Consider the following 24,422-nt stretch of genomic DNA (forward strand, 5'->3'; position numbering starts at 1 on the left):
GGTGCTTCGGTTGCCTCAGCCTTAGGTGCTTCAGTCTTAGGAGCCTCAGCCTTGGGAGTCTCGGTTGCGTTGCCGCCGGGCAGGGAAGAAGTCTGAGAAGATGCCTTCTGATCAACAACCTGCTGCTGCTGATCGGCGGGTGCTTCTGCCGCAAAGGTTGCCGGGATTGCTGCTACAGAACCAGCGGTAAAAGCTGCCGCAGCTGCGATCTTGTAAACGCGACGGGTAGTCTTCGACATTTTTCCTCGATCTCTGAATTATCGGTGGTGAACCTACGCGGTGTGCCTCCGTCTTTGAGGGGCGCGCAGATTCACACATGGGTGTGACTGCTAAAAGGTTAACACCCAACTCTGAGTCTTCTGCCCTCTTAATGCCCGCTTTAAGTAACTGTAATGAAATCGTTATAAAACCACCCCTCAAGTTGAGGGTTATTACAGACCAATTATGGTGTTTTGTGGTCATATACTGACATGTGAACACCGGTAACCCTACATTTTGATTGCATTTGAAGAAAATATAATACTTTCCATAGATGATTTCACCCCAACTATTTCACCATGGTGAACCTTAAAGTCTCACGTACCACTTTATAGTTCCATCAAGTACTCCTTGATACCTCTCCCCCACCTATTCCCGCCCCGCTTGGCACCCGGATCAAAGCTCCACACAAGCCACAGACCTCCCCGCGTACAAACAAAAAGCCTCGCCCGCATCCTAAGAATCAGGAATGCAGGCGAGGCAAGTTACCCCCGCATCAGCGGACGCAAGAGCACAAAGCTTAGCTCTCCTTGCGAATCACCTTGAACTGGCTCGGCTGCGCCACCGGGCGAATCGTAATGCGGTCAAGGTTCACGTGGTGCGGAACGTTCAACGCAAAGGTCACGGTCTGCGCCACGTCCTCTGCGGTCAGCGGCTTCTCAACACCCGCATAGACGCGCTCGGCGGCTTCCTTGGAACCCAGACGATTTAGGGAGAACTCCTCGGTGTGCACCATGCCCGGGCAAATCTCAATCACGCGAACGTTATGTTCCGCTTCTTCCAGGCGGAGCGCCTCGGTCAGGCCGCGAGCGCCGAACTTCGCCGCGTTGTATCCGGCGCCGCCCTCGTAGCCGTGCTCGGCAGCGGTGGAGGTCAGGTTCAGGATCGTGCCGTGACCGTTCAGGCGCAACGCCTCCGCGAAGGCACGCACCATGTGCAGAATACCGAGCACATTCATCTGGTACATCTTCAAATAATCGGTAGGCTTGCCGTCGGCAACCTTATCCACGCCAATAGCACCACCGGCAATATTGACCAGGGCGTCAATGGTGCCCTGCTCCTCCAGGATCTGCTCGGCAATAAAGCGGACGGAATGCTCATCGGTCACGTCGCAGGTCACCGGGTGAGCGCCGGTTTCCGCGTAGAGAGTGTAGAGGCGGTCGGTGCGGCGAGCCAGAGCGTACACCGTCCACCCGGTGGCAACCAGCTGATGCACGGTAGCTCGACCAATTCCGCTGGACGCGCCGGTCACCACGGCAACTTTGCCGACGCCGGTCGTGGGAAGAAAAGGAGATGCAGGAATGTGGGTGTTCTCAGTCATACTTTAATCCTAGTAGAGTGATGCCCGCGGGTGCTCAGTTCGAGCAGACTCGCGGGCATATATTTTGAAATTTTCGATAGCGAGATAGGTACCCGCCGCCGTTCAGAACAAACGATACAGACACCATCACCCGTGCTACTTGCGGCGGCGCGGCAGACCCCAGCGGCTCCTGCCGCCGTCACGGAATCCGAGGCGGTGCTCAAAGTACACGGGCGAGCTACTGCCGGTCTTAATCGTGTCCGGAGGGACCGTACCTTCACGCGCAGACAGCAGATAAAGAACCGCAGCGCCGGGCATGAACGCAATCAGAGGCAGTACGAAACGCATACGCGCCTCACCGTAACCGCTACGCACCGTCAAATGCCAGATGCACAACGCAACCAGCACCAGGTGCAGTATCAGCAGAACGGTTTCAGACGTGCCCAAACCAAAAATACTCAGAGAACTCATTGGCAACTCCTCAAAGGTCGTGTATCTTCAGTCTACGCCGCGCCCGCTCTGCTGAGAAGGATTCGTGGGCATTGATACTGCAGATTTTCGCGCATACACTGCAGGTAATCAGGGGCAGCAATATTAGGGGGTCTCTCCCCCATTACCGTTTCCACCGAGTTTGTCACTGAATCGCCAATTACTCCTCATATAGGGAGCCTCCACATGACAGCAACACCGCACCAGCACATCACCGACCTTAAAGAGCAGCGCCGCGCCCTCCAGCAGAGGGCGCACAGCATCCGTGCCGCCACCGGAACCCCCTACAGTTCTGAGGTTCACCTGCTGCTGGGGCAGAGCTACCTCGACCCCGCCAGCTGGCAGGAACTCACCGCCTCCAGCGGGGTACGCGCCGCAGTGCGCAGGGCACAATTTGTGCGCCGGTACCGGCACCTCCTGGCGCGTCTAGAAGCCGCCATCGAGCGGTACGAACAGCACAGCACAGCGCGGAATTCCCCTGAAGCTGAGAGAATGCCGTGAATATGAGAAAATAGCCGTTATGGCTGAAAACATTTTGGGCTCAGACTCGCCCGTACAGATTAACGTTCCCGACCGCCCCGCCCTCGAAGGCCTCGAAGAGAAGCTCTCGCAGCGCTGGGCCGACGAGAAGACCTACGCATTCGACGAGAACACCACTCGCGAACAGGTCTACTCCATTGACACCCCGCCGCCGACCGCATCCGGCTCCCTGCACGTGGGTCACATGTTCTCCTACACTCAGACCGACGTCATTGCACGCTACCAGCGCATGACCGGCAAGAACGTGTTCTACCCCCTCGGCTGGGATGACAACGGCCTGCCCACCGAACGCCGCGTTCAGAACTACTACGGCGTTCTCTGCGACCCCTCCGTGGCAGACAACGACTCCTTCCGTGACCTGATCACCTGGAAGGCAGACGGCACCCCCAAGCCCGACCGCAGCCAGGCAAAGTGGCCGCGCATCTCCCGCAACAACTTCATTGAACTCTGTGAAGAGCTCGCGGTTGAAGACGAGAAGGTCTTCGAAAACCTCTTCACCACCCTGGGTCTGTCCGTTGACTGGTCGCGCACCTACCGCACCATCGACGCGCACTCCCGCAAGGTCTCCCAGCTCGCCTTCCTGAAGGACCTGGAAGCAGACAACGCCTACATGGCTGAAGCACCGACCATGTGGGACGTCACTTTCCGCACCGCAGTGGCACAGGCTGAGCTGGAAGACAAGGAACGCCCCGGCGCGTACCACCGCATCAGCTTCCACCGCCCCAACGGCGAGAAGGTCTGGATTGAGACCACCCGCCCCGAGCTGTTGCCCTCCTGTGTGGCTCTCGTGGCGCACCCGGACGACGAGCGTTACAAGCCGCTGTTCGGCACCACCGTCACCTCCCCGCTGTTCGGCGTTGAGGTCGAAATTAAGGCGCACCCGCTGGCACAGCCCGACAAGGGTGCCGGTATCGCCATGATCTGTACCTTCGGTGACACCACCGACGTCACCTGGTGGCGTGAACTGCAGCTGGACACCCGCGCCCTCATCGGTCGCGACGGCCGTTTCTCCCGCGAAACCCCCGAGTGGATCACCTCCGCTGAGGGCCGCGAGCGCTACGAGCGTATGGCTGGCACCACCGTCTTCACCGCACAGAAGACCGTCGTGGAAATGCTGGTTGAGGCTGGCGAAATGGACGGCGACCCCAAGCCGATTACCCACCCCGTGAAGTTCTACGAGAAGGGTGACAAGCCCCTCGAAATCGTTGCTTCCCGTCAGTGGTACATCCGCAACGGTGGCCGTGACGCTGCACGCCGCGAGAAGCTCATCGAGCGCGGCCGTGAGATGAACTGGTACCCCTCCTTCATGCGTAGCCGCTACGAGAACTGGGTTGAGGGTCTGAATGGCGACTGGCTGATTTCTCGCCAGCGCTTCTTCGGCGTTCCCTTCCCCGTCTGGTACCCGCTGGACGCTGAGGGCGAGCCGGACTACGAGAACCCGATTCTGCCCACCGAAGAGATGCTGCCGGTTGACCCCGCATCTCAGGCTGCTCCCGGTTACACCGAGGATCAGCGCGGCGTAGCGGGCGGCTTCATCGCTGACCCGGACGTTCTGGACACCTGGGCTACCTCCTCCCTGACCCCGCAGATTGCGACCGGCTGGGGTGTGAACCCGGACCTGCACGCGAAGACCTTCCCCATGGATCTGCGCCCGCAGGGTCACGACATTATCCGTACCTGGCTGTTCTCCACCGCTGTTCGCGCGGAGACCCTGGCGTCCTCCGTGCCGTGGTACAACACCGCGCTCTCCGGCTGGATTCTCGACCCGGACCGCAAGAAGATGTCCAAGTCCAAGGGCAATGTTGTGGTCCCGAACGAGGTTCTGGAGAAGTACGGTTCGGACGCTGTGCGCTACTGGGCTGCTTCCGCTCGCCTGGGTGCTGACACCGCCTACGACGAAGGCCAGATGAAGATTGGTCGCCGCCTGGCGATCAAGCTGCTGAACGCATCCAAGTTCGTGCTGAACCTGGGCGCTACCGAGAAGTCTGTCATTACTTCTCAGGCTCAGGGCCGCGTGCTCATCAACGCCCTGGACCGCTCCCTGCTGGCTCGCCTGGCGTACCTGATTGAAGAGGCAACCGCAGCGTTTGAGAAGTACGAGTACGCTCGTGCCCTGCAGATTTGCGAGAGCTTCTTCTGGTCCTTCACCGACGACTTCGTTGAGCTGATTAAGGACCGTGCGTACGGTGCTCGCGGCGAAGAGGAGCAGGCTTCTGTTCTTGCCGCACTGGCAACCACCCTGGATGCTCTGCTGCGTCTGTTCGCTCCCTTCCTGCCGTTCGTGACCGAAGAGATTTGGTCCTGGTGGCGTGCAGGTAGCGTACACCGCGCCGAGTGGCCGCAGGCACTGCCCATCCTGGAGGGCACCCTGCTGGCTGAGTACTCCGCACAGAACCCGACTGCTGGCATTTCTGCTCAGTGGGTCCTGGCGGACGCTGACCCGGCTCAGATTGAGTCGCTCAAGCAGATCCTGCCGGATGTTGCTGAGGCTCTGGGTGGTCTGCGTAAGGCTAAGAGCGACGCGAAGGTCAAGCAGCGCACCGAGGTTGAGTCCGCTACTATTGCGGCTCCTCAGGCTCAGCTGGATCGCATTGCCGCTGGCTTGGCTGACCTGAAGGCTGCCGGTAACGCTCGTGAGCTGTCCCTGGTGGCAGCTGAGGGCGAGCTGGAGGTTCGCGACGTTGTACTCGTTGTGGAAGAAGCAGCTGAGTAATCGAATCTAACGTTCATTGCTTAGTGACATAACACCGAGTTGGTGTTGAGGACGGGGCGGTACCGATTGACGGTACCGCCCCGTTTTCTGTGTCTGCGGTTCGTTGGTTTCTGCAGGCAAGGTACCCGGAGAGCGTGATGCTCGACTGCGGGCGGTGCTTTGTATGGCGCTTTTACGACTCTGACTAGAGGCTTTACACATTCGGTACCCGCGGGTGCCCGTACCCATCCCTAGCACCTTCACAACCTCCTCCCCCAATAATGTGGGTTTTAGTCTGCTGTTCTGTAGGGATTATGTGGGATTTTCAATCCCTTTTTCTGTTCATCAATGTGCAAAGAGCATAATCAACCTTATGAGATTGACTGTCACTTTATGTATGATTGTTGATGCGAGGGTTTTACCATCGGGAACAACCCTCTATTCAACTTCAGCAACAGACAAATCACCGGTACGAGCAAGACATACCCCGACCAACCGCACGACAGTAAACCACCCGTCAGGCGCAGCGATGCGTCCTGACTCTGACCCGCGCCAAAGTAGGCGCACCCATAATTACTATGAATTCACACTCTTCATCTTCCGGATTACCGCAAGAGCCTCAGGCGAGGCAGAGCTCAACCCCGAGCACGCCGCCAGGAGCACAAGCCAACATTTCCCCCGATCAGCTTCAGCACTATCACACGAGCCTGAACGAGTACATCAGCCAGGCACGTGAACATGCCCAGGCGCTGCGTGCCAGCTACACCAACGAAGTGTATGAACTCTGGCTTCAGCATATTTCCACCAGCGCCGCCACCGATGAGGCGAGCATCGCCTCCGGTTCGTTGACCGCTCAGCAGCTTGAGGAGCTGACCCGCAAGTGGGTGCGCCTCATGCGTGAAAGCCGCGATATGCTGCACCACGAAAGCTCCATTGCCGCCGCACGTGCTGCGGTTGAGGCTAAGCCCCTCCCCGAGTAGGGTCACCCTTTATTTCTTTCGCGCGGCAACGCCAGCACTCCGCGTTGTACCGCGTTTTTCTGCGGCGGGGCTATCGAGCCAAGCGATTAAGCCCTGCCCGGAATGCGTACTTCACATAACCTGCCCCTTGCTATAGTTATGGATATTCAAAGACCCTAACTATGTTGCAGAAAGGGCGGGAATGTCCCACCAAAAACGCGTCCTGCGGCCTATACGTAGCGATGTTGCTCCCCCAGTCACCTCGCCACCGGTTTACCGTGGCGATATTGACACGCGCGGTGCGGCGCAAGACCTCGTGCCGCGTAGCTTCTGGGTTGATTTCTGGGACACTCTCTTCTTTATCTTCGCCGGCGTCGCCGCCCTCGTGCTGACCTTCATGATTCTGGCGAATACGGTCGGCCACTCTTTTTGGGGCGTGCCCATCGCCTTTATCTTCTGGGCGGTCACCGCGTACCTGACGCTACCGCGTTTTCACGCCATCATGACCCGCATCTACGTGCCCGATTACTTCATTGGGCGCACCCGCACCCCGGACGGCCTGCTCGGCGACCCGGTCAATATCGGCCTGATTGGTACCGAGGAGCAGATTCACCAGGTCATGCAGGATGCAGGCTGGACCCGTGCTGACGACGTCACCCTCGTCTCCTCCTGGAAGATTATTCTTTCCACCATCACCCGCCGTTCCTACGCGGAGGCACCCGTCTCCCCGCTGAAAATTTTTGGTAAGACGCAGGCTTTCGCCTACCAGAAGGAAGTGGACGGCAACCCCGAGAAACGCCACCACGTGCGCTTCTGGAAAACCCCGGACGGCTGGCTTCTGCCTGGCGGTCACCAGGTGGATTGGTTAGCGGCGGGCACCTACGACTCCGGTGTGGGTTTCAGTTTCTTCACTCTGCAGGTCACGCACCGCATTGACGCTGAAACCGACTTTGAACGCGACTACATTGTGGAGTCCATTCAGTACGCTCACCCGGAAACTCACGTTGAGATTCTGCACGATTTTTCCTCCGGCTACCACGCCCGTAACGGCGGTGGCGACGCGATCCGCACGGACGGCGCGCTCCCGGTCATCGTGCTGAACAATGAGGGCCTGGAGCCACAGGAGCAGGAAGAAATTCACCTCTCCAGCGCGCACGACCTGGCGTACCGCATGCCGCTGAGTCTGCTGGTTGGTTCGGGTATGCTCATCGCCGTGACCCTCGCCGATATTGTCAACAGCGTCATTCTGGCGCTCAGCCGCCCGGCTCTGCGAGCCAAGCTGCTGGAGGAAGGATCCGGCGACGATCTTGATTTGCTGAGCCTATTCGATCAGGTGGATAGCGACGTGCTGCTGACCATCACCAGCGCGGTGTTGGTGGGCTTCGTAGCCGTCTATTCTGCGGCCCACCTCTTCCTGCTGTGGAGCACGCTGCGCGGCTCCTCCAAGGCTCGCCGTCTGGCCCTGCTACTGACGGCGCTAAACTTCATGGCGATTACCGGCGGCGTGCTGTGGGGACACCACTCCCTGCCGCTGTCCACGATTTTCTTCCAGCTGGGCGTTGCGGTGTTCGCAATGTTGGCGTTCACCTCGGACGAGGCGGTCCAGTACACCGCGACCCGCACCTTCCACATGCGCGACACGAAGATTGTGCAGCGCGCGACGCACCCGAAGGTTCTGGAGCGCAGGGCTCAGCGCAAGGCGCAGAAAGCACGAAAGACGGTTTCTGAAAACCGAAGCCGCCAAGTCTGACCCGCATCCGGCAATTCGGCACCGTTAGACAGAAATTACCGCCCGGTCAGTGTGACCGGGCGGTACTTTTATGCTCTGTTGAGGCTCTATCGCCGAGGGGCTCTGCCGAGCTCGGGGTTTTCGAGTCTTGGGGCTTCAGTCCCCGGCGTTTCGAGCCTCAGTTCCCGCTGTGTTTAGGCTTCGCCGTCCTCGCCGTGGAAAATCGGGCCCACGGTGCGGGGGCGCTTGAGCTCAAAGAAGCCGGGGTAGGAAGCCAGCGCCAGGGCGCCGTCGAAGAGCTTACCGGCCTCTTCACCGGCAGGGCTCGGGGAGATGACCGGGCCGAAGAAGGCGGTGCCGTTAATGGAAATCAGCGGAACACCCACATCGGTGCCACCCACGGTCTCCAGTGCCAGGTCCAGGGAGGCGCGCATCTGCTCATCGTACTGGTCGGTGAAGGCCACATCCGCCAGCTCTGCGGGCAGGTTGACCTCTTCCAGCGCCTTGACGATTGCGTCGCGGTAGGAATCAGCCTTGTTGTCGTTGTGGTGAATCTGCTCGCCCAGAGCGTCATAGAGGGGCTTGATGACCTCATTGCCGTGCAGCTCACGCACAGCGGTAATGAGGCGGGTCGGCGCCCAGGACCGGTCCATCGCTGCCTGGTAGTCGGCGGGCAGGTCGCGGCCCTGGTTGTGCATGGACAGGGAGAAGGGACGCCAGGTCACCTCAATATTGCGGACCTTCTGCACCTCGCCAATCCAGCGGGAGGTAATCCAGCACCAGGGGCAAATCGGATCGAACCAGAAATCAACCTGTGCGGGGGCGTTCTCAGCCATGGGTGTTCCTCTCTTGTACGGATGCGCGTACCGCCCGTGCAGCCCGGCACCCTGTGTTCACCTTTAATATCTGCACCAGCCAAGCCCGCGGTTTCTGAGCGCGGCACCTGCTAGTGAGCCGTCACCCCGTATAACCGGGGCGACGGCTTCTTTATTCCCTGGCCTCTTCGGCCGGAAGTATTCGATTAGGCCACCTTGCGCCCGGCCTTCGCGGCCTTCAGGGAGGCGGTCTTCGCCTCCCCCTTCACGGTGCGGGTGGTCTCGGGGTCCGGTGCCTGCAGCACGTAGCGGGGTTCTGCCCCGTTGAGCACGGTGTCCTCACCGATGACGATAGACACCACGTCGGTGCGGTCCGGGATGTCGAACATAATCGGCTGCAGAATCTGCTCCATCATGGAGCGCAGGCCGCGGGCACCGGTACCGCGCTCGGCGGCAAGGCGAGCAATAGCCGCAATCGCTGCGTCGTCGATGATTAGCTCCACACCGTCCAGGGCGAAGAGGTGACGGTACTGCTTGAGCAGCGCGTTCTTCGGCTCGGTCAGCACGCGAGCCAGCTCTTCTTCGTTGAGCTCGTTCAGGGTCGAGATGACCGGCAGGCGACCAATCAGTTCGGGGATAATGCCGTAATGCGCCAAGTCCTCGGGCATGATCTGGTCCAGCGGGTTCTTTACGGAACCGCCCAGCTCGGCACCGAAACCGATGCCACCGGCACCCACGCGGGCTGCGATGCGGTCGTCAATATTGTCGAAGGCACCAGCCACGATGAAGAGAATGTTCGAGGTATCAATCTCAATGTTCGCGTGCGCCGGGTGCTTGCGGCCGCCCTCCGGGGGTACGGTCGCCACGGTGCCCTCGATAATCTTCAGCAGCGCCTGCTGCACGCCCTCACCGGACACGTCACGGGTGATGGAGAGGTTCTCGCCACCCTTGCGGGCAATCTTGTCGATTTCGTCAATGTAGATGATGCCGCGCTGAGCCTTAGCAATATCGCCGTCAGCGGCGTTAATGAGGCGCAACAGAATGTTCTCCACGTCGTCACCCACGTAACCCGCCTCGGTGAGGGTGGTTGCGTCAACCAGGGCGAAAGGCACATCCAGCTTCTTCGCCAGGGTTGCCGCCAGGTAGGTTTTACCGCAGCCGGTCGGGCCGAGCATCAGAATATTCGACTTGCCCAGCTCCACCTGCTCCCCCGCGGTCGCCGAAAGAATGCGGGAGGTCAACACCGGGTTATCAATATCGTGGATGCGCTTGTAGTGGTTGTACACCGCCACCGCCAGGGTGCGCTTCGCCGCGTCCTGACCGATGACGTAGTCGTTGAGGTAGCTGTAAATTTCGCGCGGAGTAGCCAGCTGAGGCGCGGGCGCAGCGGCGGGGGCCTTCACCTTCAGACGCTCTTCAGCGAGGATCTCTTCGCACAGCTCCACGCATTCGTCGCAGATAGAAACATTCGGGCCGAGCACAATCTTAAAAACCTGCGCGCGAGTCTTCTTGCAGAAGGAGCATCGCATGCTGGCGTTGGGCTGTTCGGGAGGCACAATGACGTCTGTGGCCACGAAAATTCCCTTTCGATCGGCGTGGTGAAATCGGCGCAGAAGGGTCAGTGACCTGATGTCTGCGGTGATTTCTCAGGAGGAGCACCGGCGGGTGGTGGGCGCCCTAGTTTGAGTGAGAAAACGGTATGAAATACTCGAATTTTCTCCTTTTCTAAGGCTACCGGAGTTCACCCCGGAACCAAGAATTACGCACCGCAAATGAACGGACTTACCGGGCATATGACAAAGCGCGTCTTTTATGACGGCGGCAGGAACTTCCACACCCCGATATGACGGTGATTCACAAGGGTAAAGTGCAGGTCAGAGTCACCTACTGAAGCACCACACGGAGACCCACCAAATACACCCACGGTGCACAAAAAGAAGCGGCACCGCACCGCGCACCAGCCCGAAGGCTCGCACACGGGGCAATGCCGCCCCTCCCCCGAAAAATACTCGGGGATATTCCTCAAAACTAAAGTTTAGGTGTGGGAAATAGCGGTGTTGGTCGCAGGCTTACGCAACTTACGAGACTCCAGCACCTTATCGACCAGGCCGTACTCCAGAGCAGCAGCCGCAGTCAGAATGTTGTCACGCTCAATGGAGCGGTCAACTTCCTCGTAGGTCTTGCCCGAGTGCAGCGCCAGGGTCTGTGCAGTCCACTCACGCATACGCATAACCTCGTTCGCGTGAATCTCAATGTCAGATGCCTGACCGCCCTGCTGGCCGCTCAGAGCGGGCTGGTGAATCAGCACGCGAGCGTTCGGCAGTGCCAGACGCTTGCCGGGGGTACCGGCAGCCAGAAGAACCGCCGCAGCGGATGCCGCCTGACCCAGGCACACGGTCTGAATCTCGGGGCGGATGAACTGCATGGTGTCGTAGATGGCGGTCATTGCGGTGAAGGAGCCGCCGGGCGAGTTAATGTACAGGGTAATGTCACGCTCGGGGTCCTGTGCCTCCAGCACCAGCAGCTGAGCCATGATGTCGTCAGCGGATGCATCGTCCACCTGGGTGCCCAGGAAGATGATGCGGTCCTCGAACAGCTTTGCGTACGGGTCCTGACGCTTGTAACCGTAGGGGGTGCGCTCCTCGAAGCTGGGGAGCACGTAGCGGTTGCTCGGCATAGCCGGCGCCGAGGTGGTGATATCGTTCGGCAGGTAGTTCATGTGCATCTCCCTTATGCGTTCTTCGATTCGGGCAGCTTACCGGCGGTGGTCGCAATGTGGTCGAAGAAGCCGTACTCCAGGCCCTCTTCCGCGTTGAACCAGTTGTCGCGGTCGTTATCCTTCAGGATGGTTTCCAGGCTCTTGCCGGTGCGCTCAGCGGTAATCTCTGCCAGGCGCTTCTTCATGTCCAGAATCAGCTCAGCCTGGGTGCGGATATCAGATGCGGTACCGCCAATACCACCGAGGGGCTGGTGCATGAGGATGCGGGCGTTCGGGGTTGCGTAGCGCTTGCCGATGGTGCCTGCGGTGAGCAGGAACTGACCCATGGATGCTGCCATACCGGTCACCACGGTCACCACGTCGTTCGGGATGAGCTGCATGGTGTCGTAGATAGCCATGCCGGCGGTGACGGAGCCGCCGGGAGAGTTGATGTACAGGTAGATGTCTGCCTCGGGGTCTTCAGCCGAGAGCAACAGCATCTGGGAGCAGATGAGGTTAGCGTTGGAGTCGCGCACCTCGGAGCCGAGCCAGATAATGCGCTCCTTCAGGAGGCTGTTGTAGACGTAATCTTCCTGGGCACCAACGATGGGGGTTGCCATAGACGGCGCGGGCGCCACGCCGGCTGCCTGGGAGGCGCCGATGGGCAGAGGCATGTAGCTGGACATTCTTCCTCTTCTTCTCTAATGGGTCTTCGCTGCATCTTTGCGCGATTTACGCGCCGGAGCGCACGCGAAAAGTTTCGTTGCTACTACCTTACCGATAGTTGCTCTCCCCCGCTTCCCTTCGGGTTGTTCGTTCGCCAGGGGGTGAAGCACAGCGTGAAGCACAGCGCCCAGCATATGCGGTACTGACGAGCCTGCATGCGCATTCGGGGTGTTGCGGGGAGGAATTGCGGGCGAAGTAACTTGGGGTGAAAAAGAGCCTCAGCGGGCACCCAACCGGTAATTCGGTGGATGCCCGCTGAGGCTACACGTTTCAAGCAATCAGCGCACGCCCTCTAGCGGGGTGGCTTTTTGCAGACCGTGGCGGGATTTAGGCAGCTGCCTCTTCGCCCTCGCCCAGGTACTTGGACAGGTCAACAACGTTGCCCTTGGTGTCCTTGACCACTGCGGTCTTCAGCACTGCTGCCAGAGCCTTGGAGCGGCGAACCTCGCCGACCAGTGCGCCTGCCTGGCCGGAGCCGTCCAGCATCTGTGCGAACTGGTTGGGGTCCATGCCGTACTGGGAGCTCATGGTGATGATGTAGTTGATCATCTCAGCCTGGTCAACGGTCACTTCTTCCTTGTCCGCAACAGCGTCGAGAACCATCTCGTTCTTGAATGCGGTCTCGGTGTTCTCGCGAACCTCGGCGCGGTGCTCCTCGGTGTCGTGGCCTGCTTCAGCGTTGGGGTTGTTGAAGTGCTGCTCGAGCTGGTCCTCGATAACCTTCTCGGGGACGGGGATCTCAACGAGCTCAACGAGCTTTGCGAGGACCTTGTCGCGTGCCTGGGTGCCCTGCTCGGCAACCTTAGCCTCTGCAACCTGCTTCTTGATGTCTTCCTTCAGTTCTTCGATGGTGTCGAACTCGGAAGCCAGCTGTGCAAACTCGTCGTCAGCTTCGGGCAGCTCGCGCTCCTTGACTGCGGTGAGCTTGACCTTGATGGTTGCCTGCTCGCCTGCGTGCTCGCCACCGGAGAGCTTGGTCTCGAAGGTTGCATCCTCGCCAGCGGACAGGCCGGTCAGAGCCTCGTCAATGCCGTCGAGCATGGTGCCGGAACCGATCTGGTAGGACAGGTCGTTTGCTGCGTCAACCTGCTCGCCGTCGATCTCAGCTGCGATGTCGATGGTCACGAAGTCCTTGTCAGCTGCGGGGCGCTCAACGGTCTTCAGGGTGCCGAAGCGCTCACGCAGAGCGTCCAGTGCCTGGACCTCGTCCTCAGCGGTGACCTCTACCTCGTCAACCTCAACCTCGAGGCCCTCGTAGTTGGGCAGCTCGATTTCGGGGCGGACGGTGACGGTGATGGTCAGCTTGAGGTCTGCCTCACGGTTCTCAGTGGAGGGCTGGGACTGAACGTCCAGCTCGGGCTGTGCCAGGGGGGAGAGTTCGTTCTCGCCCAGTGCCTGTGCGTAGTAGTCGTTCAGAGCGTCGTTCAGGGATGCCTCGACGATGTAGTCGAAGCCCGCACGCTGCTCGATGAGCTGCTTGGGCAGCTTACCCTTGCGGAAGCCGGGAACGCTGATCTGACCCGAGAGGTTCTTGTAGGTGCGGTCCAGGTAGGGCTTGAATTCTGCGAAGGGAACCTCGACCTCAATCTTTGCGAGGGTCGGGTTGAGCTTCTCGACGGCGGTCTTCACGTCCGTGATCTCCTCATATAGTTTCGGTGCGGCACGAATCGTGTGTGCCGCGGTTGCTTAGTGGAAAGAGCGCCACGACCCTGTAGCGTCGCGGCAACCGTTTCACGTCGGGGCGACAGGATTCGAACCTGCGATCTCCTGCTCCCAAAGCAGGCGCGTTAGCCAAGCTACGCCACGCCCCGTGAAACCGACCGTGTTGCGCACTTGCGTGTTTAACACAGTCAGTGCCCTAGTTTACCTGTTTTCCCGCTAAATGCCCAACACAGCGGCTCGTGCGCGGTTTATTTCCACTGAGCGCGTACTCCCCTATCTCCCTTGGTTTTGTAGGGTGTTTTGTGTGGATGCGAGGTGGAGGGGATGACGAGCTGGAGCGTGCGGATTCCGAGCGCGCGAGGAAATAAATCCGCATGCGTAAGCGAATCCCGGAGATTAGTTCTCGAGGGGATGACGGGCTGGAGGGCGAAAATCCCGAGCGCGCGAGGGAATGTATTTTCGCCCGGAAGCGATTCCCGGCAACCTTAGCTGGGATTTGTGCGAGGGGATGACGAGCTGGAGCGTGCGGATTCCGAGCGCGCGAGGAAATAAATCCGCATGCGGAAGGGATTCCCGTCATCCCCTCGAGGGAAAAAGAAAGGGCCTCGACGCGAAAGCGTCGAGACCCTAAATCTCGAGGGGATGACGGGAATCGAACCCGCGTAATCAGTTTGGAAGACTGAGGCTTTACCATTAAGCTACATCCCCGGAATGGAACTTGACTATAGTATCGAGGTTCCATCTGGACTGTCAAATATTTGAGCAGTTTTTAGACCTGGCAGCCGGGGCACCAGTAGAGTTTGCGGCCTGCGATTTCCTCCATGCGGATGGTGGTTCCGCAGCGGCGGCAGGGCTCGCCGTGGTGCATGTACACGTAGTTGGCGTGGTCGGGCCACGCTTCGGTTTCGGGTACGCCGGGGCGGTCTTCGGGTTCGGTGGTGATGATGCGCCCCACGCGCACGCCGATGACCAGCAGGTGCTTATTGTCTTCCCAGAGTCGCTCCAGTTCCTCGTCACTGAGGCTCTTGCCGGGGCGTAGCGGATCAATTTCCTGGCGGTACAGCGACTCGGCGCGGAAGATATTGCCCACGCCGGAGATTGCCGCCTGGTCCATCAAAATCACACCAATCGGGCGGGAGCTCTTGCGTGCCGCGCGGTAGAACTGTTCGGGGTCGGCGTCCGGGTTGAGCGGGTCGGGGCCGAGCTTGGAGCGGACGGTGCGCACCTCCTCCGGGGTGAGGGTGCGGCAGATAGTCGGGCCCACCAGATCCGCCCAGCCGTGCTCCGAAACAATACGGCAACGCACCGTACTCTTCGGTTCGGGAGGACCGGCGTAGGGCTGCTCCTCCCCCGCCGCATATTCCTTCTCACCAATCTTGCGGGGCGCGCCAATGCTCGAAGCACCCGTGAACGTCTCGTCCCCGCCGAAGCTCCAGTTACCGTAAATACCCAGGTGCACGTTCAGGGTCAGGTCGTTTTCGAAGGTCACGAACAGGTGCTTACCGTGCGCGTATGCCCCGGTGATGGTGTGACCGTCCAGCAGGGCGGCACCCTCAGTGTAGCGGCCCTGCGGGGAGGAAACCTGCACGCGCTCGCCGGTGAAGACGTCGCTGATTTGGCGGGCGATACGGTGGATGGAGTGGCCTTCGGGCACGGGTTCTCCTCGAAAACTTGTGGGCTGGAAATAGCGCGGCTAGAAATAGTGCGGATTATATGGGGCGCAGAGACGACTGAGGCGCATAGCCTGCACTATGCGCCTCAGATTTTAGAGCTTAGGCAGCGTCAATCTGCTTGCCGGCAATGTCGCCGGTCTGCTCGTACTCAGCCAGCTGGCCGATACGGCGTGCGTGACGCTCCTCGTTGGTCCAGGGGGTAGCCAGGAAGACCTTGATGATTTCCAGTGCTTCTTCCTTGCTGTGCTGGCGGCCGCCCACAGCTACAACCTGTGCGTTGTTGTGCTCGCGAGCCAGTGCCGCGGTGTCGTGGTTCCATGCCAGAGCTGCGCGGATACCATCAACCTTGTTCGCCGCCATCTGCTCGCCGTTACCGCTACCGCCCAGCACGATACCCAGGGAGTCCAGGCCAGCCTCGCGGTCACGCTTCACACCAAGGGCTGCATTAATGCAGAACGAGGGGTAGTCGTCCAGCGGGTCGTAGTCGGCGGGGCCGTGGTCAATCATTTCGTAGCCCGCAGCGGTGAGGGACTCAATCAGGTAGTGGCTCAGTTCGAGGCCAGCGTGGTCGGTTGCGATGTGTACGCGCAAGGTACTCTCCTGGTGATTTGGTGTGACGTGCGTTTGTGCGTTCGTGGGAGGCGCCGGGTCTCAGTTCTGAGCGCCGTTGCTAGAGTGCGCCGCGCATCCATCAGGTGGGATACGCTTCCCCGTTTGGGTTTTTTCTGTCTTAACTGTATCGAATTCGCGCGGGTTCGGGTAATGCGAAGCCTTCTATACCCCCACCTATACGGTAGACTGTGGGATATGGCACTTTTTGGTGTCCCGATTCGCCGCGCCCAAGCTTGAAGGCCTCCAGCGCTACGTATGCAGCGTCGCAGGAGCCGCGCACCTCGGGAACCAGCGCACCATGACAGGGCGTGTCAACACGGCACGCTATTCACATCTAAGGAGAGGGAGCTGTATGCCCGGCCTGAACCTAACCCGCAATGAGGCAATCGAACGCGCATCCATTATTAAGCGCGTGCACTCGTACCGTATTGAACTCGACCTTCCGAAGGACAAAGACGTCTTCTCCTCGAAGGTTGAAATTCGCTTCGACGCTCAGGAAGGTGCCTCCACCTTCATTGACGCCATCACCTCCTCGGTCAAGTCCATTAACCTCAACGGCGAAGAGCTGAGCACCGACCTGGCGGACGGCGAGCGCATCCAGCTGCCGAACCTTGCTGCTGAGAACACCCTGGTCATTGACGCAGAGATGTTCTACACCAACACCGGTGAGGGTCTGCACCGTTTCGTGGACCCCGCCGACGGCGAAGTGTACCTGTACTCCCAGTTTGAAGTGCCGGACTCCCGCCGCGTGTTCCCCGTCTTTGAGCAGCCCGACCTGAAGGCTGAATTCGAGTTTATTGTGCGCGTTCCCTCGCACTGGGTGGTTGTGTCTAACCAGCCCGAGGTGAAGGTTGAGGAGAAGGAGTGCGGTTGCGGCCGTGCGAAGACCTGGTTCTTCAAGCCGACCCCGCGCATGTCTTCGTACATTACCGCGATTGTGGCTGGCCCCTACGAGAAGGTCACCAGCGAGCTGACTAACTCTGAAGGTCGAGTGATTCCGCTGGGCGTGTACGCTCGTAAGTCCCTCATGCCGTTTGTGGATGCTGAGGACATGTTTGAGCTGACCCGTCAGGGCTTCGAGTTCTACGAGGAGCAGTTCAAGACCCCGTACCCGTTCGAGAAGTACGATCAGCTGTTCGTGCCCGAGTTCAACGCCGGTGCGATGGAGAACGCTGGCTGCGTGACCTATCTGGAGACTTACGTCTTCCGCTCCAAGGTTGCGGAGGCTCTGCGTGAGCGCCGCGCTATCACCGTTCTGCACGAGCTGGCTCACATGTGGTTCGGTGACCTGGTCACCATGAAGTGGTGGAACGACCTGTGGCTGAACGAGTCCTTCGCTGAGTTCATGTCGACCCTGGCTGCTGCGGAGAACACCCGCTACGCGAAGGAGGCGTGGGCCACCTTCGCCGCGTCGGAGAAGACCTGGGCGTACCGTCAGGATCAGCTGTCTTCGACTCACCCGATTGTGGCTGAGATCCGTGACCTTGCCGATGTTCAGGTGAACTTCGACGGCATTACGTACGCGAAGGGCGCTTCGGTGCTGCGTCAGATGGTGGCGTGGGTTGGCCAGGAGAACTTCATGGCTGCTCTGAAGGTGTACTTCGATAAGCACAGCTGGGGCAACACCGTTCTTGACGACCTGCTGGTTGAGCTGGAGCGCACCTCCGGCCGTGACGTGCGTGCGTGGAGCGCTAAGTGGCTTGAGACCGCTGGTGTGAACACTCTCGCCGTTGAGATTGAGAACGACGAGGCTGGCAACATTTCGAACCTGGGTATCCGCCAGTCCTACGCTGAGGGCTTCGAGACCCTGCGCCCGCACCGTGCCGTAATTGGTTTCTACAACCTGGTGGACGGCAAGCTGACCCGCACCGACCGCATCGAGCTGGACATTGACGGCGAGCTGACCGTGGTTGAGGAGGCTCTCGGTAAGAAGCGCCCCGACCTGCTGCTGCTGAACGATGAGGACCTGGCGTACGCCAAGATTCGCCTGGACGAGCGTTCCATCGAGACCGCTATCAAGCACCTGGGCGACATTGATTCGTCCGTGGCTCGCGGCGTGGTCTGGGGTTCGCTCTGGGATACCGTGCGTGACGCTCAGATGCCGGCACGTAAGTACGTTGACCTGGTGCTGAACAACATCGGTAAGGAGACCAACTCCACCGCTCTGCGCACCCAGATCAACAACCTGTCCGCTACCCTGCACTCCTTCGTGGCTCCTGAGGCTCGCGAGGAGACCCGCCACCGTGCCGCTGACCGTCTCTGGGAGCTGGCATGCGTTGCAGAGCCCGATTCGGATGCTCAGCTGCAGCTGCTGCAGGCGTTCATCAACCAGACCCGCACCGAGGAGCAGTACGACAACGTGCAGCGTCTCTTCGAGGGTGAGCTGACCCTTGAGGGCCTGGATATTGACGCTGACCTGCGTTGGAACCTGGTGTGCCGCCTGGCTACCGGTGGCCGTTTCTCCGCCGAGCAGATTGCTGCGGAGCTGGAGAACGACAACACCGCGAACGGTCAGCAGTACGCCGCTCAGGCATACGCGTCGATTCCGACCGCGGAGGCTAAGGCTGAGTACTGGAACAAGATCATGGTGACCGGCGAACTGTCGAACATGATTCAGCGTTACGCTATTTCCGGTTTCAAGTCCGGCAAGCCCGAGCTGATTGCCCAGTACGATGAGCCGTACTTCGAGCAGATTGAGGGTATTTGGCGTTCGCGTTCGCACGAGATTTCCATGCAGATTATTGGTGGCATGTACCCGAGCGAGCCGACCGCTGAGCTGCTGGAGCGTACCGAGGCGTACCTGGCTTCTCTGCCTGAGGATGCTGCGGCTCTGTACCGTCAGATTGCGGAGGCACGCGACGGCGTGGCTCGTGCGCTGAAGGTTCAGGCGGCTGACATCTAACAATGCTTGTGAGCTGAGGCGGGTTCATTGCCTGCTCTCATAAGTTTTTATTCGTCCCCTTCTACCCCGATTCGGGGTGGGAGGGGACGTTTCTATATGGGGGGTATGCCGGTTCTATTTTGAGTTGTGCCCCAAGTTGCGCACCGAGTCTAATTCTTGTCACTGCGGTGCATATTTTTTGTTATTTTCATTTGAATATCCCTCAAAAGCTCTCTACTTGGGGTTGCGCCTATCGTATACTGTTGTGCATGCCTTCTATCAAGTCTCCTATCGCGAAAGTTTCTCTGACCGGCACAATCCTTGCTGTGGTTGCCGCCGGTTCCTTTGGCGTGTACTCCGCAGGAGGCTTCATCGCGCCCGGTGGCACCGCCGCTACCGCTGCTGCGGGCGCCGAGCCTACCCAGTCGGCGCAGGAAAGCCCCAGCGAGTCCCCCTCCCCCGAGCCGACTCCGGAACCGACCACCCCGGCGCAGAAGATGGAACGCACCGCGCAGAACGCCTTCGGCAAGGAGGGTGCGCAGGCAACCGGTGAGATTCAGGCGCCGTTCCCCACCTCCGCTGATGCCGCCGACATGCTGGTTCAGCAGTTCAAGGGTGGCGTGGTCATGTACACCCCCAAGTACGGTCCGGTTGCGGTGGAATCCGGCGTCTACGAGCACTGGTGGAAGCAGCGTGGGTACAGCGACTTTGCCGGTTGGGAGGGTCTGCCGGTGAGCTGGCGATCCAAGAAGGGCGTTCTGTACACCAAGTTTGAGAAGGCTGAACTCTACTGGGATAAGGCGAACGGTCTGCCGCGTAACACCAATGTTCTTGGCGCTAAGGATGCCCTGGTGATTGGTGACTCGCAGGTGACCGCAACCTCCTGGGTTGGTTTGGGTCTGAAGCAGGCTGGTTTCGTCCCGTACCTGTTCCGTTGCGGCGGCATCGGTTTTGTGACTGCCCGCGAGGGTGTGTGCCCCTCCTACTATCAGGGTGTGATGGGTGGCCGTTGGGCTCTGCCGAGCGGTAACCCCGGCGTGATTTACCTGGACGCCTCCGGCAATGACATTTACATTCACGAGGATGAGACGAAGGCGCGCGAGCACGTGAACGCTCACCAGACTCAGGTCATTGAGCAGCTGCGACGTATGTACCCGTCGTCGAAGATCGTGTTCGGCGGCGTGGTGTCGATGAGTGAGGATGCGGCGACGGATAAGCAGGTGGCGCATAAGCGTCACGTGGCAAACGAGGTGGCAAGGCAGGGTGCCCGCGAGACCGGCGTGCTGTTCATGGACACCTCGGGCTGGCAGAGCCTCTACCTGGCTGAGGGTGACATGGCTGATGGCGTGCATCTGAAGGAGAAGGCGCACCATAAGCTGGCGGGCCCCTTTGCGACTCGTCTGCGTGAACTGCTCGGCACCGCGTAAACTAACTGTGTAATCAGCCGAGTACATCAGCTTCGATCAACGCATATAGCATTAGAATGAGGCGCCGGGAGGATTGAATCCTTCCGGCGCCTCATTCGTTTGAGTGGGTTACCCACCGCAGCTCTCAAGTTGGTGTGCGGGTTTTATGCCGCGACGTTTGCCTGGCGTTCCTTCGCCTCGGCCTTCTGGTGTGCGAGCACGCCCTCCGCAAGGCGACGCTTCTGACGCTCACGAGCGGCTTCCTTCTCACGCTGCTCGGCAGCCCAGGCGACCGGGTCAATGTCGATCGACTCGTAGTGCCATTCGCCAATGTAGTCGCGAATCGGGGCGACCCAGGTGACGGGAATGCCGCGGCGCAGGTACACCTCGTGGTCGGTGTCTTCAAAAGCGTGGATAATGCGGTTGCCGTCAGCAATCAGGGACTCAATGACGGAGTCCTTCCATGCGGGGCTGTTGGAGCCGTCGTTGCCGGGCTTAGCGAACACGTGCTTGGGTTCCAGACCTGCGCGGGCGATGAACTGGTTCAATTCCTTCATGTAGGTGCCATCGCGGCCGGTAATTACTACGACCTCTGCGCCGGTGTCTGCCGCGATTTCGCGAACACGGTCGGCAATTTCAACATTGACCGTGGCGTTGCGGATGGCCTTGAAGAATCGGCGGTTGCTTGCGAAGAAACCGGTCAGGTACTTGTCCATCTGATCTCGGTTGCTGGCAAGGGTGCCGTCGATGTCGACTGCAATCAGATCCATGAAGGTCTCACTTTCGATCCGTACGGGAAGGATGCGCCTGGTGAGGGCGTAGCGGAAGAGTTCCCGTGCGGTGTGGCTGGTAATCGGTGTGTCAAAGACGCCCCGGTGAAAGGGCGTAGTTTCTCTAGAATACCCTATTTTCGTAAAGTAATGCCCTATCGAATGTCATTATTACAACTACCCCGTTGATGTCATACGGCATAGAAAAACCGCTGGTGGCGCAGGCAAAGAGCCCACACCACCAACGTAAAAAGTCTAGAAATGTCTCGAGGAAAGTTAGAGTAGCGAACCGGAACCGCGGCGCACCAGCACCATACCGGCGGGCGCCACAATGCGCAGCCACTCCTCCGAACCTACATGCGCAGCGAAGAGCGGCAGATCGCCCGTGAAGCCTTCCGGGATGAAACCGAACACGCGCAGGGCGAATGCCGCGCCGGTCGGTACAAGCACGGTATCGAACTCAGGTAGGTATTCCAGCACCATATCGGAGGACCAAATACGCGAGCGCACCGTGGAAAGCACCGCGGCACCGGGGTTCTCGGGCAGGGCGCGTTCTACCGCCTCCAGGCCTTCTGCGGTGGCGCGGTGGAATTCTTCAACCGGGACGGCACCAACCTCGTACCAGCCGCTGAGCGGGGCTGACTTGCCAGCCCAGCTGGCGTTGACGGTCACCGGCGGCATGAACAGCACCAGCTGCGAGTTCTCTTCGTTACCCTGTTCTTCTGCCTGCTTCTGCAGACGCGCCAGTCGGTCCAGTAGCGCCTGCGCCTGTACGGTCATGTCCAGGGTCGAGTCAGCCAGCAGGTGCAGGGCGCGCAGACCCATAATGACCGGGGTGTCCGAGGAGGCGTCCTCCGGCTCCAGGGAGCAGGCGAACACCGCCACCACGCGGCCGCGCGCGGTCAGGCGGATAGCCGCATCCGGGTTGACCGCCAGAGCACGAGAAATGTAGGTGGCAAGATCCTTGACGACTGCGGCACCCTGGGCACCGCCGGGCAGAATCAGGTAGGGCTCCTCCACGCCTTCGTGGGGGTTGTACTTGAGCTCGATGGGTGCGGGCGCGTTGTTCTGGTCGGGAGCGTTCTCCTGCACGGGGGTATTGTCAGGGGTGGTTTCAGACGGCGTAGTCATTTCTGCTCCTTTTCGGCGTTGGCCTGCTCGGTGGCAAGTTGGTGGGTGATATATGCGATGGTGTGTTAGGGGAACGTTCCGGATTGTTCATCCAGATCGATAATCCGGGCCGTTGTTCCTAGTCAATGTTCCGAATCAACCTGTCGTGGTTGTCTCAGAGTATGCTCTCCCACTCTACGCCAGAAACCGGCTCATTGAAAACGTGCGAGAATAAAACCATGACCAAGCCCACTGTGACCCAAAACCTCATGCGGATGCTGGACCTCTCCCCCGTGGAGGCGGCGCCCGCCTCCTTCGGTAGTGATGAAGTGTCTACCGGCGTGACGCTCACCCGCGAGCAGCCGCGTACTTTCGGTGGTCAGGTTCTTGCCCAGTCGATTATTGCCGCCGACCGCACGGTGGAGGGCAAGGACATCCACTCGATTCACGCCTATTTTCTGCGTCCCGGCGATATTGAGCGTGAACTGTTCTTCGCCACTCAGCGCCTGAACGATAGCCGTTCCTTCTCGACCCGCCGCGTGCAGGTGTTCCAGGATGAGGCGCCCATGTTCTCTGCAATTATGTCTTTCCAGGCGGATAGCCGCGGCCCGGAGCACACCGCGGTCACCATGCCGGAGGTTCCGGACCCCGAGTCCCTTCCGAAGGTCAGCGATTATCTGGGCCAGCTCCCCCACCCCATTGCACAGGCGGTAGCGTGGGAACGTCCGATTGATATGCGCCACGTGGATGCGCCCCTGTACACTCAGCCGGATGCCTCCTCGACACAGCCGCGTGCCTGCGTGTGGTTCAAGACCTTTGACCGCCTGGTGCATGCTGATGGTTCTGAGGCGTCGGAGGCGGAGCACCGCGCCGCTATCGCCTACGCTTCGGATTACCTGCCGCTGGAGCCTGCTCTGCGTCGTCACGGCAAGTTCTGGCTGGAACCGGGCCTCAAGAGCGCCTCGCTGGATCACGCGATGTGGTTCCACCGCCCGGCGCGCGCCGACGAGTGGCTGCTGTACGTGCTGGATTCCCCGAGCGCGCAGGGCGGCAGGATGCTCGCGCAGGGTTCGATTTTCAATCGTTCCGGTGAGCTGGTGGCGACCGTGGCGCAGGAAATGATGTTCCGCCTGCCGGAATATCGATAAAGCAGAGCACCGCTAGGACTACCGGAAGGCGTCAGGCGAACCTGGCAGAGCATACAGAAAGACCGTGTGAGGTGGTTGTCTCACACGGTCTTTCTTATGTTCTAGTGTACGGTCTAGAAGCCGTTTGGAAGCTCTTATTTAGCTTCGCCGTCAATCACACCGTCCGGGGAAATGTGCACGGTGCTCTTGGTGCGGCGGGAAACAAAGAAGTCACCCACGAATACCAGACCGGTCACCAGAAGACCCAGTGCTGCCATCCATACTGCCGCCACGCCGTAGATTATCGGGAACAGCACCACGAGCAAGCCCAGAATAAGGGTACCAATAGCAGAGAGCTGCAGGTGGCGTCCGGCGGCGTAGCTCAGGTATTTCATGCCCTGGGCAGTCATCAGACGAATCAGCGCCCACATAATCATCCACGTACCCACAATGGTCGGGATGAAGGTTGCCTGTGCACCCACCGAGGCAGTCAGCAGAATCAGGCCAGCCACCACGGTCAAGATGCCGTCAACCAGGTCCCAGCCGGTACGTGCCTGCTTTGGCGTGCCGAAGTAACGTACCAGTTCAAACACGCCACCAAGCCACACCGAAATGGAGAACACATAACCCAGAACTACCAGCGGAATAGCGGGATTGGCGAACATGTAGATTGCCGCTGCAATCAGCAACAGACCGGTAACCAAGGACATCCAGTTATATTTTGAAAGCATAATGCTCTTCTCTTCGTAATCACATGTGTCAGTTGTACTTACGCACATACCCATTATAAACCGTAAATATGAAGTCCGCCACGATATATCGGTCGCCACTGAGCGAACTATTTCTACCGACGAATAACCCACCACGTAGCGGAACAACACGTGAGATAGCAGGACTATACCCCTTCCCCAGCAGACACAGCAAAGCCCCGCCTCCCCACGCTGAACTGCCTCCCGTTTCTTGGACATCGAAAAT

19 protein-coding genes, 2 tRNA genes and 1 pseudogene are annotated in these 24,422 nt (G+C 59.6%); 7 read left to right on the forward strand and 15 right to left on the reverse strand.

From position 1 onward, the window contains the following. The 3 genes and pseudogenes from HMPREF2879_RS09550 to HMPREF2879_RS06795 form a co-directional block, all read right to left on the reverse strand. A pseudogene (locus HMPREF2879_RS09550) lies at nucleotides 1-239 on the reverse strand (peptidase); the annotation flags it as partial. Nucleotides 240-778: 539 nt separating this feature from the next. Further along, nucleotides 779-1,579: an SDR family oxidoreductase gene (locus tag HMPREF2879_RS06790; RefSeq protein ID WP_070633980.1), complete on the reverse strand. Its 801-nt coding sequence runs from the start codon at nucleotides 1,577-1,579 to the stop codon at nucleotides 779-781. Between the two features lie 135 nt (nucleotides 1,580-1,714). Further along, nucleotides 1,715-2,029 carry a penicillin-binding protein gene (locus HMPREF2879_RS06795; RefSeq protein WP_070635105.1) on the reverse strand — a complete coding sequence of 105 codons (315 nt, stop codon included), beginning with the start codon at nucleotides 2,027-2,029 and terminating at the stop codon, nucleotides 1,715-1,717. 204 nt (nucleotides 2,030-2,233) lie between these two features. Between HMPREF2879_RS06795 and HMPREF2879_RS06800 the strand changes: the two genes are divergently transcribed. The 4 genes from HMPREF2879_RS06800 (at nucleotide 2,234) to HMPREF2879_RS06815 (ending at nucleotide 7,988) form a co-directional block, all read left to right on the forward strand. Further along, nucleotides 2,234-2,548, forward strand: coding sequence for a hypothetical protein (locus HMPREF2879_RS06800; RefSeq protein WP_070635106.1), 315 nt, complete (start codon nucleotides 2,234-2,236; stop codon nucleotides 2,546-2,548). Nucleotides 2,549-2,567: 19 nt separating this feature from the next. Beyond that, nucleotides 2,568-5,300 (forward strand): valine--tRNA ligase, encoded by a 2,733-nt coding sequence (gene valS, locus HMPREF2879_RS06805; RefSeq protein ID WP_070635107.1) that lies wholly within the window; start codon nucleotides 2,568-2,570, stop codon nucleotides 5,298-5,300. A gap of 557 nt (nucleotides 5,301-5,857) precedes the next feature. Continuing rightward, on the forward strand, nucleotides 5,858-6,259 hold the full coding sequence (locus tag HMPREF2879_RS09455) for a hypothetical protein (RefSeq protein WP_210399482.1): 402 nt from the start codon (nucleotides 5,858-5,860) through the stop codon (nucleotides 6,257-6,259). 181 nt (nucleotides 6,260-6,440) lie between these two features. Next, nucleotides 6,441-7,988: an LssY C-terminal domain-containing protein gene (locus HMPREF2879_RS06815; protein ID WP_070635108.1), complete on the forward strand. Its 1,548-nt coding sequence runs from the start codon at nucleotides 6,441-6,443 to the stop codon at nucleotides 7,986-7,988. 173 nt (nucleotides 7,989-8,161) lie between these two features. On the opposite strand, the gene HMPREF2879_RS06820 is transcribed toward HMPREF2879_RS06815, so the two are convergent. The 9 genes from HMPREF2879_RS06820 to HMPREF2879_RS06860 form a co-directional block, all read right to left on the reverse strand. Further along, entirely contained in the window at nucleotides 8,162-8,803 is a 642-nt protein-coding gene (locus HMPREF2879_RS06820; protein ID WP_070635109.1) for a DsbA family oxidoreductase, read from the reverse strand. Nucleotides 8,804-8,988: 185 nt separating this feature from the next. Further along, nucleotides 8,989-10,356, reverse strand: a complete 1,368-nt coding sequence (clpX, locus tag HMPREF2879_RS06825; RefSeq protein ID WP_070635110.1) for an ATP-dependent Clp protease ATP-binding subunit ClpX — start codon at nucleotides 10,354-10,356, stop codon at nucleotides 8,989-8,991. 461 nt (nucleotides 10,357-10,817) lie between these two features. Continuing rightward, complete coding sequence (locus tag HMPREF2879_RS06830; protein WP_012903382.1) at nucleotides 10,818-11,507, reverse strand: ATP-dependent Clp protease proteolytic subunit; 690 nt, start codon at nucleotides 11,505-11,507, stop codon at nucleotides 10,818-10,820. A 5-nt stretch (nucleotides 11,508-11,512) separates the two neighbouring features. Continuing rightward, nucleotides 11,513-12,166, reverse strand: a complete 654-nt coding sequence (locus tag HMPREF2879_RS06835; protein WP_005505718.1) for an ATP-dependent Clp protease proteolytic subunit — start codon at nucleotides 12,164-12,166, stop codon at nucleotides 11,513-11,515. A gap of 367 nt (nucleotides 12,167-12,533) precedes the next feature. Next, nucleotides 12,534-13,835: a trigger factor gene (tig, locus tag HMPREF2879_RS06840; protein ID WP_070635111.1), complete on the reverse strand. Its 1,302-nt coding sequence runs from the start codon at nucleotides 13,833-13,835 to the stop codon at nucleotides 12,534-12,536. 107 nt (nucleotides 13,836-13,942) lie between these two features. Beyond that, nucleotides 13,943-14,017, reverse strand: a tRNA-Pro gene (locus HMPREF2879_RS06845). A 488-nt stretch (nucleotides 14,018-14,505) separates the two neighbouring features. After that, a tRNA-Gly gene (locus HMPREF2879_RS06850) sits at nucleotides 14,506-14,576 on the reverse strand. A gap of 61 nt (nucleotides 14,577-14,637) precedes the next feature. Beyond that, nucleotides 14,638-15,522 (reverse strand): Fpg/Nei family DNA glycosylase, encoded by an 885-nt coding sequence (locus tag HMPREF2879_RS06855; protein ID WP_012903379.1) that lies wholly within the window; start codon nucleotides 15,520-15,522, stop codon nucleotides 14,638-14,640. Between the two features lie 118 nt (nucleotides 15,523-15,640). Further along, entirely contained in the window at nucleotides 15,641-16,132 is a 492-nt protein-coding gene (locus HMPREF2879_RS06860) for a ribose-5-phosphate isomerase (RefSeq protein WP_005505713.1), read from the reverse strand. 373 nt (nucleotides 16,133-16,505) lie between these two features. Between HMPREF2879_RS06860 and pepN the strand changes: the two genes are divergently transcribed. Together pepN and HMPREF2879_RS06870 are read left to right on the forward strand one after the other, a co-directional pair. Next, complete coding sequence (gene pepN, locus HMPREF2879_RS06865) at nucleotides 16,506-19,055, forward strand: aminopeptidase N (RefSeq protein WP_049345623.1); 2,550 nt, start codon at nucleotides 16,506-16,508, stop codon at nucleotides 19,053-19,055. Nucleotides 19,056-19,303: 248 nt separating this feature from the next. Continuing rightward, a complete protein-coding gene (locus HMPREF2879_RS06870) occupies nucleotides 19,304-20,461 on the forward strand; it encodes an SGNH/GDSL hydrolase family protein (RefSeq protein ID WP_246822929.1) in 1,158 nt (385 codons plus the stop codon). A gap of 143 nt (nucleotides 20,462-20,604) precedes the next feature. On the opposite strand, the gene HMPREF2879_RS06875 is transcribed toward HMPREF2879_RS06870, so the two are convergent. Together HMPREF2879_RS06875 and HMPREF2879_RS06880 are read right to left on the reverse strand one after the other, a co-directional pair. Next, nucleotides 20,605-21,210, reverse strand: coding sequence for a phosphatase domain-containing protein (locus HMPREF2879_RS06875; RefSeq protein WP_005508133.1), 606 nt, complete (start codon nucleotides 21,208-21,210; stop codon nucleotides 20,605-20,607). 276 nt (nucleotides 21,211-21,486) lie between these two features. After that, nucleotides 21,487-22,341, reverse strand: a complete 855-nt coding sequence (locus HMPREF2879_RS06880; protein WP_070635113.1) for a DUF8185 domain-containing protein — start codon at nucleotides 22,339-22,341, stop codon at nucleotides 21,487-21,489. Between the two features lie 218 nt (nucleotides 22,342-22,559). On the opposite strand from HMPREF2879_RS06880, the gene HMPREF2879_RS06885 reads away from it, so the two are divergent. Then, nucleotides 22,560-23,468, forward strand: coding sequence for an acyl-CoA thioesterase (locus HMPREF2879_RS06885; RefSeq protein WP_049342090.1), 909 nt, complete (start codon nucleotides 22,560-22,562; stop codon nucleotides 23,466-23,468). A 134-nt stretch (nucleotides 23,469-23,602) separates the two neighbouring features. On the opposite strand, the gene HMPREF2879_RS06890 is transcribed toward HMPREF2879_RS06885, so the two are convergent. After that, entirely contained in the window at nucleotides 23,603-24,178 is a 576-nt protein-coding gene (locus HMPREF2879_RS06890) for an HdeD family acid-resistance protein (protein WP_141747357.1), read from the reverse strand. Nucleotides 24,179-24,422: the final 244 nt, after the last annotated feature.

The sequence above is a fragment of the Rothia sp. HMSC069C04 genome, from assembly GCF_001812895.1.
In the GTDB taxonomy this organism is placed as follows: domain Bacteria; phylum Actinomycetota; class Actinomycetes; order Actinomycetales; family Micrococcaceae; genus Rothia.

What these genes read in the sequence shown, in the direction of transcription:
- HMPREF2879_RS06790 (WP_070633980.1), bottom strand. Translation starts at nt 1,579, where the DNA reads ATGACTGAGAACACCCACATTCCTGCATCTCCTTTTCTTCCCACGACC.
- HMPREF2879_RS06795 (WP_070635105.1), bottom strand. Translation starts at nt 2,029, where the DNA reads ATGAGTTCTCTGAGTATTTTTGGTTTGGGCACGTCTGAAACCGTTCTG.
- HMPREF2879_RS06800 (WP_070635106.1), top strand. Translation starts at nt 2,234, where the DNA reads ATGACAGCAACACCGCACCAGCACATCACCGACCTTAAAGAGCAGCGC.
- valS (WP_070635107.1), top strand. Translation starts at nt 2,568, where the DNA reads ATGGCTGAAAACATTTTGGGCTCAGACTCGCCCGTACAGATTAACGTT.
- HMPREF2879_RS09455 (WP_210399482.1), top strand. Translation starts at nt 5,858, where the DNA reads ATGAATTCACACTCTTCATCTTCCGGATTACCGCAAGAGCCTCAGGCG.
- HMPREF2879_RS06815 (WP_070635108.1), top strand. Translation starts at nt 6,441, where the DNA reads ATGTCCCACCAAAAACGCGTCCTGCGGCCTATACGTAGCGATGTTGCT.
- HMPREF2879_RS06820 (WP_070635109.1), bottom strand. Translation starts at nt 8,803, where the DNA reads ATGGCTGAGAACGCCCCCGCACAGGTTGATTTCTGGTTCGATCCGATT.
- HMPREF2879_RS06830 (WP_012903382.1), bottom strand. Translation starts at nt 11,507, where the DNA reads ATGCACATGAACTACCTGCCGAACGATATCACCACCTCGGCGCCGGCT.
- HMPREF2879_RS06835 (WP_005505718.1), bottom strand. Translation starts at nt 12,166, where the DNA reads ATGTCCAGCTACATGCCTCTGCCCATCGGCGCCTCCCAGGCAGCCGGC.
- pepN (WP_049345623.1), top strand. Translation starts at nt 16,506, where the DNA reads ATGCCCGGCCTGAACCTAACCCGCAATGAGGCAATCGAACGCGCATCC.
- HMPREF2879_RS06870 (WP_246822929.1), top strand. Translation starts at nt 19,304, where the DNA reads ATGCCTTCTATCAAGTCTCCTATCGCGAAAGTTTCTCTGACCGGCACA.
- HMPREF2879_RS06875 (WP_005508133.1), bottom strand. Translation starts at nt 21,210, where the DNA reads ATGGATCTGATTGCAGTCGACATCGACGGCACCCTTGCCAGCAACCGA.
- HMPREF2879_RS06880 (WP_070635113.1), bottom strand. Translation starts at nt 22,341, where the DNA reads ATGACTACGCCGTCTGAAACCACCCCTGACAATACCCCCGTGCAGGAG.
- HMPREF2879_RS06885 (WP_049342090.1), top strand. Translation starts at nt 22,560, where the DNA reads ATGACCAAGCCCACTGTGACCCAAAACCTCATGCGGATGCTGGACCTC.
- HMPREF2879_RS06890 (WP_141747357.1), bottom strand. Translation starts at nt 24,178, where the DNA reads ATGCTTTCAAAATATAACTGGATGTCCTTGGTTACCGGTCTGTTGCTG.